Here is a 15,316-nt window from a genome sequence, read left to right on the forward strand (position 1 = left end):
GAGGCACTTTCTGTTGCATGCGCCCCAGCGCGACGACACGCCGGGATCTGCTTACGGTTCGCCGATGACAAAGATCAACAATGCGAGCCGCGAGACGCAGCTGTATCTGCACACTCTCGCCTCGTCGCTCGCCTGCGCGACGCAGACTCCGATGCCGGTTTTCCAGATCAGCGGTCCTCGCGAGGACTCACCGTCAGCGCAGCGGGTGCGGGTGCTGGAGCAGCTGGACGAAACCCTGACAGGCCTAGACACGGTAATCCGGTCCAAAAAGGTTCCGCCGGTTGGCGAACCGGTGGCCACGCTGGGGCGCCGGCTGATCGAGCGGGGCGAGGTATATGACGCGGTCAACAAGACCTATGCTCCGGGCCCCGGGTTCGCAGCCCTATTGGATTCACTGACAGTCGATGCGGTCGCCAAGCTGGCCGATCAAGCAATCGCTGACGGCACCTTCTCGGTCGACTGACGAGCCACCGGACACCGGGACCCGCTCTCGCGCACGAAAGTCACGCGCCGCTGGCACCTCAATGCGGTTGTCGGTGCTCAGAATCTCCGCATGTCCGACATCACCACATACCAAGTCAGTCATCCGGCCACAGCGGGGTTCACTGTCACCACAAACCTGGGCAGCGCCGCTGCCCATCAGCTTGCCGCCGCTGAATTGCGCCGACGGGCTGGCGCTGACGTCGACACCGCTGGTCTGACTGTGAACTGGAGTAATTGAGCGTGCAGATCCGTGCGGTGAATCTCCTCAAGCGTTTTCGGCCTGCCACGTCGCGAGCTGCGCATGTCCGACCTGCGGTGTCACTGCCCTCCTTGGCACTGCCACCGATCCACGAACCTGTCCAGTCACTCGAGATATTCACCGATCCTTCTCGGGAACTGGATCCCATACCGCTGGGGGTCGACGACGAAGGCACCGCGTTCTGGCGATCAGATCACGGTGGTGCCGGACTGCTCCTGCTTGGCGAGACTGGCGCCGGGGCAACTGTGTTGGCCAAAGCCGTGACAGAACAGTGCCGCACCCGCGGCTGGCAGGTGATCATTGCGGATGGCAGAGGAACTGATTTTGTCGGTTACAGGGATTGCGCCAACGTCTCCTACCTCGGTCTCCCCCGCGTTGGTATAGGTGCCCCCGAAGAGCACCGGCGCTTAGAAGCATTGGTGATTGCACACCGAATCCTCACCACCCGCATGGACCAGAGAGCGACGGGAACATCCGGTCACCACGTCGGCTTCACACCAATGCTCTTGGTTCTCAACGAATTCGCGGGGCTGATGACGCAGTGGGCCTCGCAGCTATCGCCCGAGCAACTGCGTCAAGTACTGAGAATGGTCGAAGATCTGCTGCACGCTGGGGCATCTGTGCGCTGCCACGTACTCATCGTTCCTGCGAGTGGATGGCACTGGCAAGTACCAAGCGCGTGGAACACACTGTGTACCGCGGTTTTTCTGGGCCCGCCGAACACGCGCGACGCGGCGCGGTTCGCGAACACTGACGCGATACTCCACGTCGGAGACCAGATGTCACGCGAACACAAGGGGCTCGGGATGCTTGTCGCCCCGGGCGCTCCGAACGTCGGAATCAAATTGTTCCAGACGTTCTGGACGTACAGCCCGGGCGAGGAGATCAGACGCCCACGGTTGCCTGATGGTGTGAAAGACCATTGGCAGCAGTTCAAAGATCAGGTCTGCGACCGCATCCCGGCGTTGTACCCCAAGCTCTGCCTCGATAGGCGGAAAATGACGCAGAGCGGCACCGCTGAATTCGACATTGCAGAACTCCTATCGCTGCCGCTGGTCGTCGAAGATCAACCAGGGTGACAGGCGGCCCGCCAGAACGTGTTTCGCGAGTTCGCTGGCCTTCCACAAACGCCACAGCGCCCTGACAAGACCTTGGGCTCCAAGCCAAGGAGCAATCGGGGCGCTGTGGCGTCTCGTGTTTGTCAGAGCGCAAGCAGGGCCTTGACCAGCTCACGGTCAACCGCACCTGCGTCCGTCTTCACCCCGAACGCCTCAGCAGCCATCTCCGCCATGTCGCCGTAGGTCATTCGGTCGACGCCGATCTCCGCGGCGATCGCCTCTGCCAGGGTGCCTCCCCGCGAGATCGAATACCCCGCGGTGCGCGATCCGTTCGAGGTGTCGACCCAGATCGCTTCGCAGGTCACCAAATCCACCACCATCGGGCTCACCAGGGTGGACTCGCTACTCGACCGGAACGCCGTGGTGACCGTGCGCGGGTCGAAGTGCTTCCCGGCGTCGCCATCGGAGCGCAGCATCGCGCCGGCCAGGTGATCCACCGCCGATAGGTGCTGCCCGGTGTACGAGTTCACCGTCATCGCCACGTACCGCGCACCCGGATGCGCCCGGAGCACAGCCTTGAGATCGACGTCGATGAATTCTGCTGCGCCATCGGGCATTGGAGCATCGGTGATGTCACCGGAGTATGTCGCGAAGCCCCGGTTGTCGTGGTACGAGCTGTAGTCGACAGTCGTGACCTGGCGGAAGTCGGCATCCAGCAGCAGTGCCCCGAGATCGAGATCCACCCGCCAGGGCCCGTTGAACCAGTGCACGAACAGCCGCAGTACACCGTGCTCTCCACGGACCGTGAACTTCTCACCCCGCTCGAGGGCGCGGTCGGTCGAGGAGGCATCGCGGTTGATCGTCGAGACCACAGCCGTATCAGCTGTGCCGAGCATGAGACCGGGCGTGATCAGATCGCCACCGAGACGACGTATGCGCTCGACCAGTGCGGCGCGGACCGCCTGCTGCAACCCACATGCATCGGTGGCCGGCAGCGTGCTGGTCTGCTCTCGAACGAAGTTCGCGCGGCCGGTGACACGCTGCACGGTCGAGCGACCTGCCGCCACTGCTGCCAGACCGTTGTACGCCGCCACCAGCTGCGTCGCCCGAGCTCGGCTGCCGGCATCGGCCACCGCCTGGCGCAGGTAGTTCAGATCGCCGTCGAGGCTCGCCAAGTGCACGATGCGCGCGACGAGCTGGCCAGGCCGCTGCGAGAGCAGGTCCACCGCGGCGGTGAGCTGGTCCGCCTCGAATGCGGCCTCCACCAGCGAGGCGAAGGTCTTGTACTCGATGTTCGAGTGCACGATGTCCAGGGCCCGCTTCTCGGCGTCTGTACGGGCGAACTGGTACGGGTGCGCGTACCGCATGATGCGCCGCCACAGATTGCTGCGCGTGAATAGCGTATCCGCGCGGTACCCGTCGGTGAGCTCGCCGAGGCGCCGGACCAGCAGCTTGCGGATCGGCTTGGGCACCGAGCGCACGCCCACCGCCCAGTGCCCCGAGTCGGACAAGCTCCGCAGGACGCGGGCGTGTTCCGCGTCGCTGCCATCGCGCAGCGGGTCGGTGTACAGCGTTAGAACCGCACGAAGAAGATCGTCGGGGCCCTCAGCGGTACGCAGCGCAGCTGAGGCCACAGTTTCATTGGGCACGCTGGCGCTGTTGTTCAGCGCCTCGATCACGGTCTGCCAGTTCTCCCGGTTGCGTACGCCCGTAAGCAGATCGTCCAGATCGCTGTCAACGACCGGAGCTGAGTGATGCGCCACCGCGTACGCAAGGACCGCCATGACGAACTCACGATCGTCGGGTGACAGCGCGACCGGACGACGGATCAAGGACTTCGCCAGATCCAGCAGGCCGTCAGCGTCCGCGACACGCAGCGGCTTGGCCGCGATCAGCAGGTCCGCCACGGGCAATGAAGGGCGGATGTCGACAGACCGGTCCACCGTGGCGTAACGGTCGAGCTCCTTGCCATCCGGGTCGAAGGCCACCGAAAAGTAATAGACGATCTGGTCAATGATCAGCCCCAGCGTCGACAGGTTGCGGACCTGCGCGGGAAACCCCGGATACACCGGCACGTACGTCCGGTCTGCTCCGGAGATCTTGCGCGCAGCGGCGAGGATGCCCTGCAAGTCCAACTCAGACAGGTCCCGCAGTTCAGCGGGGTGAACGAGGTACCCGAGGTCCAGGAGTTCAACGGCGACAACGTCACCACCGTGCTCGATCGGGTCGTCGGTGCCATGCAGGCGAGCCGCGACGCCCTTGCGCAGCGCTGCCTCGGTGAGAGCGCGAGTGTCGGTCGCGTAGGTCGTCGTCATGGTGACAAATCTCCGTTCGTGGAACATGTGCACACCACGGAGACCAGCGTGCAGAGCAGATACCTCGACAGGTCCCGCTCCGCACGCGGAGAAAGTGTGCACGGTGGAAAGGTGTGACAGCGGATTTCATTAGGAGTGAAGAGCTACCACTATGGCCCCCGTGCAGACGTAACCGTAACATGCACCTCTGCGCTTTGCAGCAAATACTTCCCGCGACTTGCCTCGGGCACATATCGCCCGGTACATCACATGCTTGATCCAGTGCGCCAACGGGTTATTGTCACGTCCCCCAAGTCTCGAGCACGTCACGGCGAGAGCTTGGAGTGCTGTGGCTAATACGTCAGGGCGTGGTCAGAAATGGAGAATCTGCGATCGCCCCGGAGAACCCGGCATTAGCCCGTCGGGGGCTTGACATGTGTCGACCGGCTCCGCTGCGGAGCACAGTTCACCTCTGACAGACTGATTCACCTACTCGACTGGCCAAGGGGTGTCTGTGAAATCAGCGTTAGCCGGTGTTTCATCCGTGGTGCTGCTACTCGTGGGTGCGTGCGGACACCCCACGGATCCTCGTCCATCCGATCCACTCGTGCAGATCCCCTCAAACGAGGAACTGGCCCAGTCTCTACCCACACTCGCCGACTACCCAGGTGCACCGTGGGACGTCACGTTGGCGATCGGTTCACCGGAATATCCAGCCGGTCCGCAGATCTACCCGGCCGATGCTCCCGTTGAGCCCACCGGGTGTGGGGATATCCCCTTCCAGCGCAAGGATCAGATCGCGGCCGCCTCGGAAGGGTCCGTCCCGAACGGTATCGCCGGCGATAGCGGCCGGGCATCGGTGCGCATCATGCGTGAGCGTCCTGGAACCGACTTGATCGCTGAATCCGTGGACTGGGCCAAACGGTGTCACGAGTACCGAGTGATCTACCCGGGTTCCGGTCCGCCTGACCCCGAGACCGTCTACCCGACGGCTGTCAGCGTGATGCCGCCCAAGCAGGTAGACGGCGTTGAACTCACACGAATCCACTTGACCGACAACCGAGCACACCGCTTTCAGCCCGAGGGATCCAGGGAGAGCATGGTCCTGCTGGCACGAGCGCAGGGGCTTGTGCTCGTCGGGGTGCGACACGACAGCGGCCAAACAGTCGAAGACCTCCTGGCGCTGACGCTCAAGCGCCTTGAATCCAACAAGCCGGCACCTAAACCGCTGCCCGACAGGATAGATACATCTGAACTGCGCGAACGGACGGACAAAGAGTTGCAGCAGTTGTTACCGTCTGCACTTGATGCGCCGCGCGAGTGGTCAGTGCGTCAAAGCTCACCGATCATTCGCGATGGCGAGGAAGACGGCGAGGGCGCATCTGGCTGCAGCCGAGTTCCGTTTGAAGACAGTGTCGGCTGGCGTACTGATCTGCACCGCAATTTCCGGGAGATCGCTGCCGTATCCGCACTCCGGACGGTTGACCAGCACAACGAAACAGAAACTGCCAGGTTCGGGGTCGAGCATTCGGGAGCCTCGGTCATTGACGAAACAACCATGTGGGCGAAGGGATGTGGGTATCCGATCACGCCCACTGAGTCCCTCGGCGATGTCACCGGGATCAGTGTCCACGTCAAGGGCGAAGCCAACAGCAGAATCGACTACACCGCGTCTCTAATGCGCGTACGCGGGCTCCTGGTGATCACTAAACCCGCGCTAGGTCAGCAGAGCAGCCAAATAGCGCGCCATCTCGTGACCAAACTGCAGCACGCCCAGTTCGACACAGCGCCCAACGGTCCAGAGCCCACGTTGCCGCTGCCAGATCCGTCAACCCGCCCACCAGGCGATGTTGCGTTTCCCACGCCTTCCGCCGAAGCCACCACGAAGTTGGCGCGTATCGGACAGGGAACTTTGGTGGACACCGCCTCGTTTCACGTCGGCGGATACCTGCCCACCGACACCCCAACGCGCAGTTCCGACGACTACCTGCACTTCAGCTCCCCCACCGGCTCCATCGCCTGCACCTGGCGCAAGTACTCCCTGTTCTGCGACGTTCCCCAAGGAACATATGCGCGCACGCCCAAACCCGCTGCGATAGCCGAACGTTGGCAAGATTCGGTGACCAGTTTCGGATGGGGTGGGCTACAAAACGGAGTCGCCGCAGAAGATCCCGTCGTCTATGCAGTCTCAAACGAGCTGCCCTACGGCAGCACGATCAGGCTCCAGGACAACATAGAGTGCCTAATGGAGAACGACGGTTTGACTTGCGTCGACTACGCCAGACGCAAGGGCTTCCACCTCAGCCGCGACGACCTAACACCGTTGTCAGGTACCGGGGCCCTCGCGAATGACACGCGACCACAACCGAAGTGAGCCTTGGCAGGTTGCGTTGAAATCGGGGCGGTTCACAGGTCCGCGGTAGCCCCAATAGCCGCTACGGTTTGAAACGTCTTGGCTACTTCGTCTCGTTCGGGTGGCTGGTGTGCACCTGCTCCAGGTAAACCGTGCGGTCCTCCACGTAGAACCAGATGCGCGCCGTGCCCTGCTTCGTGGGCTTGTGCTGCCACCCCTTCTTCGCGTTGGCCGTCGCGAAGCGGATCTCGTACTCGACCTTCTTCGGCGGTCGCGGGACCAGCTCCCCCTTGCCCGCCACCGCTACGGACGCTCCACGACCGTGTCGTCATCGTCGTCCAACCAGTCCAGGTCGGCCTGGCCGAGGCCGGCGGCGATCGCGGTCGCGGTCTCCCGCCACGAGGTCAGCTCCGAAAGCACCCGGTGTGGCTGATCGGTGGAGAACGACGCCCGCGCGGCGTCGACGAGATCCTGAGCGCAGGTAGCGCGGTCCTGCGCGGACAACGCGAGCATCCAGGGGAAGGCTCTGGACATGCGGTCAGCGAGAGGGCCGTCGTCACTCACCGCGGCGCCGATGAGCTGGGCGGCGAACTGGAGCATGCGATTGCGGCTGTCGGCCTCACGCTGCGACATGAGCACGAGGTCCTCGCCGTCACGGCGGGTCACCGTCACCGGGTGGTCCTCAGCCTCGGCGAACACCTCGGCCGAGTGCTTGCTCAGGTCCGAGGAGCGGCGCGTTGAGGTGCGAAGAGTTGTCGCGGTCATGGCGCCATGCTATTCGGAACGTGTTCGGAAGTCCAAGTTAGTTTCGTCACCCCCGTCTCTGTGACTGCGGCTTGTTCGCGACGCGGCGCCCTCAGCCTTCTTGGGGACTTTCATGGGGTGGCCATCGTGGGTGATTGGCCCGTGTTCGCCACGTCACAGCTAGCTCGTCAGCACGTTTGCCAAGCGGCCCACACCCTCCATCAGCGGGTACGGATCGCAGCGGCGAGATCCTGGCGCCTTTTTCGCGTTGGTAACTGGGCGATCCGTTGTCACGTCCCCACCTCAGAAGGCTATCCACACCTCGCGACCGCACTGTCTCGTGCCATGCTCAGCGCATGAACTCCCGATTCGACCCGGCCGACGGAGTACGCCGGTGGCGCAGGCTGTCAGCCGTGGCAGTAACGACACCGTTGATGGCACTGCTGGCTGGCTGCGAGACTGCAGAAGACAAGCGCTACAAAGAGCAACTGGCCACGGTGACGAGGCAACGCGAACAGTGCGAAGCGCAGGTACCAGCTGGACGCGGCCTCGACAGTTTCAACCGGATGACTGACTGCTGGGACCGGTATCCGTGGCCGGAACCCCCGAAAAGCGCGCTCGGACAGTTCGGGGATTTTCTCCGTGAGCACCCCGTAATCACTGTGGTCGTTGGTTTCGTGATTTTCGCCTGGATCTGCACCGCGATCGCAAACGCAGATGCCAAGCGAAAGGCACAGCAAGCAGCGATTGACGCCGAGCAGGAACGAGTTCGAGCCGAGGCCGAGGCCATCGAATCGGAACGTTTGCGGCAAGAGGAGGAAGCTCGCGCCGCTGCCGAGCAGCAGGAACGCGCGGCTGCCGCGGAGCACAATAGGCGTGTTCAGGAGGAAGTGGCGCGAATCCAAAGAGACGAGCTGTGACCACCTCGGCGGGCGACGATGTGGTCCGGGCCGAAGCCGTTGTACTTGCGGTCACCAACAAGCTTCGCGAGTCGTTCGGCCGCACTTTCGAAGTTCTCCGCGATCAGGAGGCGTTCACGGCGTTAATGGTCGGCGCAAAGCTGGCGATTCAAAGCTGCGAAACGCGAATCAATCCCAACGGGACAACGACCGAACTCACAACGCTAACCGTTCCGAATTTGGTTGCCGTCAACTGCGAGCGGGAATCGATGGTGCTCAGTTTCAAGATGCCGGTGGGTTCGTCGATCGCGAGCTGGTTGGATGCCGAAGCAACCCTCCGTAGCGGCCTGCGAGCCTCTTCACTTGCGATATCTGAACCAGTTGGTGGGTTCATCGAAATCGAGATCACCGTGGCAGAAGGGAGCTGAAGATGGCATATGTGTCACGTCCCCCTAGTGGATTCTTCGGTGGCTACGACGTCGGTTACTACACGCCGGATGGCAACTGGCAGAGCCATACCGCAGGGCTATCTCAGAGCGCGGCTGACGAGTTGGTCAACACGTTGAACGGAGGGAACGTTGCCTCTTCCCGCATCGAGGCCGAGCGTCGAGAAGAGGCCGAACGGCAACGCCGGCGTGATGAAGCCAATGAACGCCGCATACAGGAGAAGGCTGCGCTGAAATTGGAGCGCGAGCGTAGGTCTGCTGCTGAGCAAGAGGCAGCCAACCTCGCCAAGCGCGAGCGTATGAACGCCGAAACCGCTGTTACAAATGAGCGGCAACGGGCCGAATGGGAACAGGCCCAAGAGCGCGATCGCGCAGCCTGGATCGCGGCCAGAGACGCTGAACGAGATAAGTGGCTTGCGACGCAAGCCGAAGACCGCCGTAGAGCCGAGGCGGAAGTCGCCGAGCAACTGAGAAGATTCCCTCCCAAACAAACGGTCACTATCGGTGGTCTAGACGGATGGCATGGGAACATCGCGTACCGCCTGAGAACGGGTGAAGTGGTCACTGTTCCGGTAACCGACATCATCTGAATAAGTCGAGCGTCCTCGTTGAAAACAGGCTGTGCCCCGCACATGCCCCTCTTCAATGCAGCTCGGCGTGCGATCGCACGGGCTCAGTCTCGCCGGGTTTTTGTAGACACCTTGTGACCGTTACACCGGTTCGAGCAGCTGTTCACAAGGCCGTACACGTTCGTTGCTGGGATGTTTGCCTAGCGGTTGCGGCACTGCTCGCGTAGTTGGTACTGTCACGGTCACCAGAATTCTGGTGACTGAGAGCGACCCTTTCCAATTGGGGCGGATCTCCTTACTACCGACACAGGTGAAGTGTGTGTGCACTGCGCCCGGATGCAAGGAGATTGGGTCTTCATGATCGGCCACCTTTCGGATTCAACAAAGCGACCTCACGCCCAGCAGCGCTGCCCAGGCGTGCAGCTTTCGGTCTCTCACGTCATCCGCAACGCCACCGAACCAGATGTTCAAATAGTCGCTCACCCCGGCGACCCGAGGTCAAACGATGATCCGGTTGCTTCCGAAATTTATGACCATCGGCGCCGTAGCGCGATAGGCACGTTTCAGCGTCATTACCGCCTTCGCCCCGAAATCACCTCAGCTCGTGGGGTATTCAACAGCGTGATCGTGGTTTCCGGCGAGAAAGGGACCTACGTCTTTCCCGCGGACGAAGACGGCGATATCGCCGACTACTGCCCCATCGTCGACCCGGTGACTGGAGTCCATGATCCGGAAACCGCTCTCTTGCATCTGGGGTACACCGTGCAGGCCTCGCGATGAACTGGTCTCACTGTTCCAATCAAAAGCCATCGGCCGAGCCAGTGAATGCTGCGCTACTACGCTCGGCACCAGTCGAATTGAAGGGCAGGTACACCAATGGCGGAGCATGACGCGCTGACGGTTCTGGACGATGTTTTTTTCGACAACCCGTGGCCGGTCTACAACCAACTGCGCGCGGTTGGCCCGATCCATCGGATCCGTTTGCCCAACGGCTTGTTGGCGTGGCTGGTTATTGACTACCACCTGGGAAAGCAGGTCCTGGCCGATCATCGGCTGAGCAAGGACGAGACGTCGTCGTCGCGCGCCGCACGGTCTCAGGGCATCGACACCGGGTGGCAAGACGCTGCTGGGCCTCGCCCGTTGCGCATGAACCTGCTCAACACCGATCCGCCCGAACACACCCGACTACGCGCCTTGGTGAACAAAGCGTTTACACCGGCAGCAAGCGCTCGAATGCGTCCAGCTATCGAGGACGTCGCCAAGGAGCTGGTGCAGTCCCTCGTTGATGGACCCAAGACCGTCGACCTACTTGCGAATTACGCAACCCCTCTACCTATTACGGTGATCTGCCGGCTACTCGGTGTGCCGGAGAAGGACCAAGAAACATTCGGCTCGCTGATTGTGACGATCATGGATGAGACAGCTGTCGCCGATGGAGAACCCAGCCGGTTGGCGCGTGTGCAACTTGGTGAATACCTCGGGAAGCTCATCGCCGACCGTCGAGCACAACGCAAGAGCGCAGATACCACTGACAGCGACCTACTGGACCGCCTCATCACCGCTCAGGTGGACCAAGACCGCCTCTCTGATATGGAACTGATCTCCACAATCGGGCTTCTGCTGGTGGCCGGCTATGACACAACCGTGCACCTGATCGCTAACTCGATCTTCCGCCTGGCCACGGATGCTTCACTACTCCATCGCATTCATTCGAACCCGGACGACATCGGTCCGTTTATTGAAGAAATGCTGCGTTGGGAGGGACCAGGCCACACAGCTACACTGCGCCACACAATCAGTCCGATCACTCTCGGCGACAAAGAGATTGGCGCTGGCGAGTTCCTAATCGTCTCGGTTGCAGCTGCCAACCGAGATCCCGCGGCCTACGCTGATCCCGAGGAGTTTCACCTGGACAGAAAAGAACACGGGCACCTGTCTTTTGGCCACGGAATTCACTACTGCGTAGGCGCCCCCTTGGCCAGGCTCGAAGCCGAGATCGCGGTAGCAACACTGGCCCACAATTTCCCCAAGCTCAGCCTCGCCTCTGCCCCAGACACACTCAAGTGGCGGCGAAGCATGATCATCCGAGGACGTACGGAGCTTCCGGTACAGCTGTTTTGACACCCCACCAATCTCCAGCGGTATCGAATCCAGACGGTTTCAGCGAAGCAAAGTACAGTCTGCGCATGGCGCAAGATTGGTTGCTGATAGAAACACTGGGGGCAGAACCAACCGTGGTAGCGGTGGGCCGACAGCCAAAGAAGATGGTCCCGTTGCCTGTCATACTGCACCGCAATCGCTATCTACCTGCGATTGTCGAGGCGATCACCAGAACTGTCACCGAGAAAATCCCCATCACCGAGCCCATCTCCGGCGCCGACCGCGTCATCATCACGCAGCCGTTGGTACTTCCCACCGGGGAGGCTCACGGCTTGCAGCTGTGGTTCGGAAGCACCTCCGAAACGCCGCCAGAGCGTCCAATCGCCGGGACATGGGCCTGGAATATCGCCACCGGCGGGACCACCCTGGACGAAGGCTGTCTACACGTTAACGGCATCACGAACGGGAAGCCTGGCGAGGTTCAGAACATCGCCGAGTCGTTCCAATACATCGAGCCCAACCCTGACGAAGCCGACGCGTTAGCGAAGCTCGTGACTTCTGCGCCCGGCGAGTATCACTGCGCCACATGGGACGGCAAGGGTGACGACGACCTGCCGCGTCGCGTCCATTTCTGCGCGCGCATCTGCACCGATCCGGTCTGTTCTCAGAACATCGTTCGAGGCCTGAACATCAATGTTGGCACTCCGGGGCCTGCCAAGCCGGAACAACGGCCAATCATCCTTGCTCAACAACTTCTCGCCGCGGTGGCAGAACCAGGGACTCATCGCGCACTTGTCGATCTCCGCAGCTTCACTCTCTTGAAATGGGTTGACGATCCGATGCCCAACTTGGCGTGGCAGTACGACCCATCTGACGAGCCCCGCATACATCCGGAAGATCTGGAGAAAGCCAAGACCATGGCGCGCGGTCTACGTTACGGGCGAACCGAGGACGTTATTCGCCTCCGAAGCAGCGAAGGCGACTGGCTACGTGTCCAGGCCACCGCCAATCTGGCCCTACTAGACCAACACACCACAGCAGCACTTGTGACGCTTCGGGAAGTCGAGAGCGCTGGTCCTGGACCCACGACATTGTCTGCGCAGAACTGACCTCGCCCGGAAAGTACCAACGACCGAGCTCTGGCAGCCAGCTGACGTATACCGTTGTGCGCCATGGACCCGGCACAGATCTGGCGACTACCGCCCTATGAGGCGTACGTGCAGTCTGCGCTGACCGGCGAGCTACTCGAATCAACCGAGCAACGGCTGGGAGGGCGTCTGCCGGCCGCATACGACGCTCTGCTCCGTGCTCAAAACGGCGGGTACCTCCGGGTCGGCTTCCCCGAGAACCGAAACTACAACACCACCCACACCGTCATCCGAGGCATCGGTACCGAGTACCCCTATCTGGCCAAGGAAGCTTGGTGGCATGCCGACGAGGACTTCGAGCCCATCCCAGCCGGAGCGCAGTGGCTGATCCCGTTCGACGGTGACGGGCACTGGGACCTGTGCCTGGACTACCGGCAGTCGCCCACGGATTCGGTTGGGTTGCGGACCGACCCAGCCGTGGTCGTGATCGACACTGAAGAACTCGACCCCAACATCGAGTCGTTCGTCGCCGACTCCTTCGAGGCGTACCTCGCCCAGCTCGTTCCCGTGGACCACGAATGATGAGTAACCCAGCGGTGTTCGATGGGCACGCCGGTCGCGGCGCGGGCGGGGCATATATCGTCGCCAAAGACGCGGGCTCCGAGGATCTATCCGCGGCTCCGCCATCCGGGCCGGCGTGGTCGGGACGCGCGCTGCGGTTACCGGAACCGCCGACGACTGAGCATGCCGCCGATCTAGCGCAGCGCGCTGTTGATGCCGCTTACAACGTCTCCGGCGTCGAGCTCGATTACACCCCCGCGTCCCTCAACCTTGTGGACGACATTCTGCGGGGCTTCCGCGAGCCCGGCTCTGACGCGGTCGCCGAGACAATTTTCGTGTTCGGCTGCTACGTCGGCGAAGTACTCATCCGCAACGCCGGCTACGAATGGATCAACACCCCGACCGAACTCGGGCCCGTCCTGGGCCCGCTCACCATTTACTGCGCGTCGACCGCGACACACGCCAGCCCGATCTGGAGGGCGTTCAAGTGCGTCGACAACGGCGACACCGACACCGTCGCCTACTTCTATCGGGTGTTCTCTGCCGAGAGCGAACCCGCGTGACCATCACACTCCGAGTACAGCTGACCAGAATTTAGTACGTCGCCCACTCGGGGCCATCCCGGCTCGATCGCCCCAGGCTGCGATCTCACGTTCACATGGAGCCCATCTGTCTGCCTGCGAAGTGGTTGGCAGAACCCACCGGGGACATGACACCGAGCTGAACTGAGCATGCGCAAGCGCCGGGTTCTCCTGTCTAAACCGCCGCGCGTCTCGAACGAACAACCAACGCGCGCGGAGTCGGTCATCGTCCCCGCATGCCCTCGCGGTCGGACTTCTCAACGCGCCTAAGCGGACGGCGCGACGACTCGCGCCGCGGTCGTTGCCAATCTGCCCAGCGTGTCACTGTGCGGCCTCAATCGAAGGAGGTCGCTTGTGACAGACGAGGCATTCGTGACGGACGGTGCTGGAACTACTTCCGCTCCCCCGCCCGGTGACCCCCAATCCGGCCCAGCTGCGGGCGCTACTTCCAGCCCTTCCGCAGCCGCAGATACCGGCGCCCCCAAGCCAGCCGCGCCGCCGGTGGCAGCGGCGCCGGACGCCGCGGATGCCGCTAAGTCCACGCCCAGGGTGGGAACGATCGCCAACACCATCGGTGCCGGAGTATCCAAGGATCTGTACAAGTCGCCAGTTGATGGCGTCAAGGGGCTGTTCAAGGCCCAGTACGGCGCCGGATCAGATCTCACCGGCAAGGCGCTGAACAAGCTCGGGGTGAAAACCTCGGCGAAGGTCTTGGCGCGCGCAATCCCGGGGATCGGCAGCATCTATGCGGCTTACGAGTCCTACAAGTCGTTCGAGGACGGCAACTACATCGCAGGTGTTCTCAACCTCGTCGGTGTCATTCCCGGGCCCATCGGCTGGATCGGGATGGGCGCAGCTGCCGCATGGGACATGGTCGCGCCACACCAGACCTACGGCATGTGGGACGCACCGGACGGCACCAACACCAGCATGCTGCCAGCCTCGGCCAAGGATGTCGCCGGTGTGAAAGAACTCGACGCCACGCTGCGACAAGCGCAGCAGAGCGTCTTCTCGTTTCAAGACGGCCCGGCCGGAACCGTGTGGAACGAGAACCACCCATCCCCGCTGGTACTGAACAGCCAGGCGGTGAGCACCGCATTCACCTCGTGGCTAGGCGGAGTATCTGATCTTTTCGCGCAGGTCGACCAGACCATGGCCTCTTCCGGCGAGCCGTACTTCCAGCAGTACCGGCAAGAGCTGACGCCCCACCTGCAGGCCATGGCCAAGCTCAAGGAACAGATCAAGCCCATCACCGACCAACTCGCCGCCGCGTCGGCCGGCGGGCAGAAGTGCTACCAGGGTGTGCTCGACATCAACAAGGCGGCGCGCCAACAGCTTGCGAACGACGGCGCACTGACCGACCAGGGCGCAATTTCCGGCCCGCAGGCCGCGATCCACGGCGGCGTATCGGCGATCCGGGACGCCAACGACAAGCTCGGCAAGGTCTTCGACGCAGCTCCCCCGGCGGTCATTACCTCCAAGTCGCCCGCAGCTGTGCCGACGTCGACCACCGAGAAGGGCAGGACCGAGAAGATTCCCGTCACCACCGCGGCCAACCCGACCCCGTTGACTCCACCGGACAAGAAGCTCGAGTCCAAAGGCGACGATCTGGGCAAGCTGCTCTCGGGCCTGGGCAACAAGGGATTCGGAGGCAGCCCGGGCGGCACTCCGCTGGGCGGAAACCCCCTCGGCGGGGGCCACGGCGCAGGCACGCCGCTGACGTCGCAGACGCCTAAGGCCACGACCGAGCCCAAAAAGCTCCTCGACGACAAGAAAGAGGACACCAAGAAGCGCGAAGAGAAAACGCTGCCCAAGGCCCAACCGATCAACAACGCGATCACCCCTCCCACCGCGGCACCGACCACCCCAGTCCCCGGCAAC

At 62.5% G+C, this 15,316-nt stretch carries 16 protein-coding genes; 13 read left to right on the top strand and 3 right to left on the bottom strand.

Annotated features, from left to right (window positions below):
* Positions 1 to 64: 64 nt before the first annotated feature.
* The 3 genes from AOT87_RS08620 (at position 65) to AOT87_RS08625 (ending at position 1,821) form a co-directional block, all read left to right on the top strand.
* A complete protein-coding gene (locus AOT87_RS08620; RefSeq protein ID WP_005100780.1) occupies positions 65 to 463 on the top strand; it encodes a hypothetical protein in 399 nt (132 codons plus the stop codon).
* Positions 464 to 553: 90 nt separating this feature from the next.
* Positions 554 to 721 (top strand): hypothetical protein, encoded by a 168-nt coding sequence (locus tag AOT87_RS29020; RefSeq protein ID WP_005102600.1) that lies wholly within the window; start codon positions 554 to 556, stop codon positions 719 to 721.
* A gap of 2 nt (positions 722 to 723) precedes the next feature.
* Positions 724 to 1,821 carry a hypothetical protein gene (locus tag AOT87_RS08625; RefSeq protein ID WP_057970186.1) on the top strand — a complete coding sequence of 366 codons (1,098 nt, stop codon included), beginning with the start codon at positions 724 to 726 and terminating at the stop codon, positions 1,819 to 1,821.
* Between the two features lie 122 nt (positions 1,822 to 1,943).
* Here AOT87_RS08625 and AOT87_RS08630 read toward each other — a convergent pair whose 3' ends face one another.
* On the bottom strand, positions 1,944 to 4,115 hold the full coding sequence (locus tag AOT87_RS08630) for a hypothetical protein (protein ID WP_237085111.1): 2,172 nt from the start codon (positions 4,113 to 4,115) through the stop codon (positions 1,944 to 1,946).
* A gap of 586 nt (positions 4,116 to 4,701) precedes the next feature.
* Here AOT87_RS08630 and AOT87_RS08635 point away from each other — a divergent pair.
* Entirely contained in the window at positions 4,702 to 6,468 is a 1,767-nt protein-coding gene (locus AOT87_RS08635; RefSeq protein WP_237085112.1) for a hypothetical protein, read from the top strand.
* 82 nt (positions 6,469 to 6,550) lie between these two features.
* Here AOT87_RS08635 and AOT87_RS08640 read toward each other — a convergent pair whose 3' ends face one another.
* Positions 6,551 to 6,748 (bottom strand): hypothetical protein, encoded by a 198-nt coding sequence (locus AOT87_RS08640; RefSeq protein ID WP_057970188.1) that lies wholly within the window; start codon positions 6,746 to 6,748, stop codon positions 6,551 to 6,553.
* 2 nt (positions 6,749 to 6,750) lie between these two features.
* Positions 6,751 to 7,212 carry a hypothetical protein gene (locus tag AOT87_RS08645; protein WP_005100175.1) on the bottom strand — a complete coding sequence of 154 codons (462 nt, stop codon included), beginning with the start codon at positions 7,210 to 7,212 and terminating at the stop codon, positions 6,751 to 6,753.
* Between the two features lie 413 nt (positions 7,213 to 7,625).
* Here AOT87_RS08645 and AOT87_RS08650 point away from each other — a divergent pair, with 413 nt between their 5' ends.
* The 9 genes from AOT87_RS08650 to AOT87_RS08690 form a co-directional block, all read left to right on the top strand.
* The gene (locus tag AOT87_RS08650) at positions 7,626 to 8,111 is read left to right on the top strand and encodes a hypothetical protein (protein ID WP_228842721.1); all 486 of its coding nucleotides are present in this window, start codon (positions 7,626 to 7,628) and stop codon (positions 8,109 to 8,111) included.
* A complete protein-coding gene (locus tag AOT87_RS08655; RefSeq protein ID WP_236739313.1) occupies positions 8,108 to 8,518 on the top strand; it encodes a hypothetical protein in 411 nt (136 codons plus the stop codon). The genes AOT87_RS08650 and AOT87_RS08655 overlap by 4 nt, the downstream gene beginning before the upstream one ends.
* A 2-nt stretch (positions 8,519 to 8,520) precedes the next feature.
* Positions 8,521 to 9,126: a hypothetical protein gene (locus AOT87_RS08660; protein WP_057970189.1), complete on the top strand. Its 606-nt coding sequence runs from the start codon at positions 8,521 to 8,523 to the stop codon at positions 9,124 to 9,126.
* A 600-nt stretch (positions 9,127 to 9,726) separates the two neighbouring features.
* Positions 9,727 to 9,885 carry a hypothetical protein gene (locus AOT87_RS29285; RefSeq protein WP_228539344.1) on the top strand — a complete coding sequence of 53 codons (159 nt, stop codon included), beginning with the start codon at positions 9,727 to 9,729 and terminating at the stop codon, positions 9,883 to 9,885.
* Positions 9,886 to 9,981: 96 nt separating this feature from the next.
* A complete protein-coding gene (locus tag AOT87_RS08670; protein ID WP_057970190.1) occupies positions 9,982 to 11,226 on the top strand; it encodes a cytochrome P450 in 1,245 nt (414 codons plus the stop codon).
* 65 nt (positions 11,227 to 11,291) lie between these two features.
* Positions 11,292 to 12,314 (top strand): GAF domain-containing protein, encoded by a 1,023-nt coding sequence (locus tag AOT87_RS08675; protein ID WP_198528439.1) that lies wholly within the window; start codon positions 11,292 to 11,294, stop codon positions 12,312 to 12,314.
* A 63-nt stretch (positions 12,315 to 12,377) separates the two neighbouring features.
* Complete coding sequence (locus tag AOT87_RS08680) at positions 12,378 to 12,875, top strand: SMI1/KNR4 family protein (RefSeq protein ID WP_057970192.1); 498 nt, start codon at positions 12,378 to 12,380, stop codon at positions 12,873 to 12,875.
* Positions 12,876 to 12,889: 14 nt separating this feature from the next.
* On the top strand, positions 12,890 to 13,417 hold the full coding sequence (locus AOT87_RS08685; protein ID WP_052583361.1) for a hypothetical protein: 528 nt from the start codon (positions 12,890 to 12,892) through the stop codon (positions 13,415 to 13,417).
* A gap of 372 nt (positions 13,418 to 13,789) precedes the next feature.
* Positions 13,790 to 15,316 (top strand): hypothetical protein (locus AOT87_RS08690; protein WP_082635951.1); only part of this gene is annotated, 1,527 nt, incomplete at its 3' end.

The sequence above is a fragment of the Mycobacteroides sp. H003 genome, from assembly GCF_001440135.1.
GTDB classification, from domain to species: Bacteria; Actinomycetota; Actinomycetes; order Mycobacteriales; family Mycobacteriaceae; genus Mycobacterium; species Mycobacterium gwanakae.

Bases quoted from the DNA above. Each gene is read 5' to 3' on its own strand.
- AOT87_RS08675 (WP_198528439.1), top strand. From the start codon at position 11,292: ATGGCGCAAGATTGGTTGCTGATAGAAACACTGGGGGCAGAACCAACC.
- AOT87_RS08650 (WP_228842721.1), top strand. From the start codon at position 7,626: ATGGCACTGCTGGCTGGCTGCGAGACTGCAGAAGACAAGCGCTACAAA.
- AOT87_RS08680 (WP_057970192.1), top strand. From the start codon at position 12,378: ATGGACCCGGCACAGATCTGGCGACTACCGCCCTATGAGGCGTACGTG.
- AOT87_RS08645 (WP_005100175.1), bottom strand. From the start codon at position 7,212: ATGACCGCGACAACTCTTCGCACCTCAACGCGCCGCTCCTCGGACCTG.
- AOT87_RS08660 (WP_057970189.1), top strand. From the start codon at position 8,521: ATGGCATATGTGTCACGTCCCCCTAGTGGATTCTTCGGTGGCTACGAC.
- AOT87_RS08620 (WP_005100780.1), top strand. From the start codon at position 65: ATGACAAAGATCAACAATGCGAGCCGCGAGACGCAGCTGTATCTGCAC.
- AOT87_RS08670 (WP_057970190.1), top strand. From the start codon at position 9,982: ATGGCGGAGCATGACGCGCTGACGGTTCTGGACGATGTTTTTTTCGAC.
- AOT87_RS29020 (WP_005102600.1), top strand. From the start codon at position 554: ATGTCCGACATCACCACATACCAAGTCAGTCATCCGGCCACAGCGGGG.
- AOT87_RS08630 (WP_237085111.1), bottom strand. From the start codon at position 4,115: ATGACGACGACCTACGCGACCGACACTCGCGCTCTCACCGAGGCAGCG.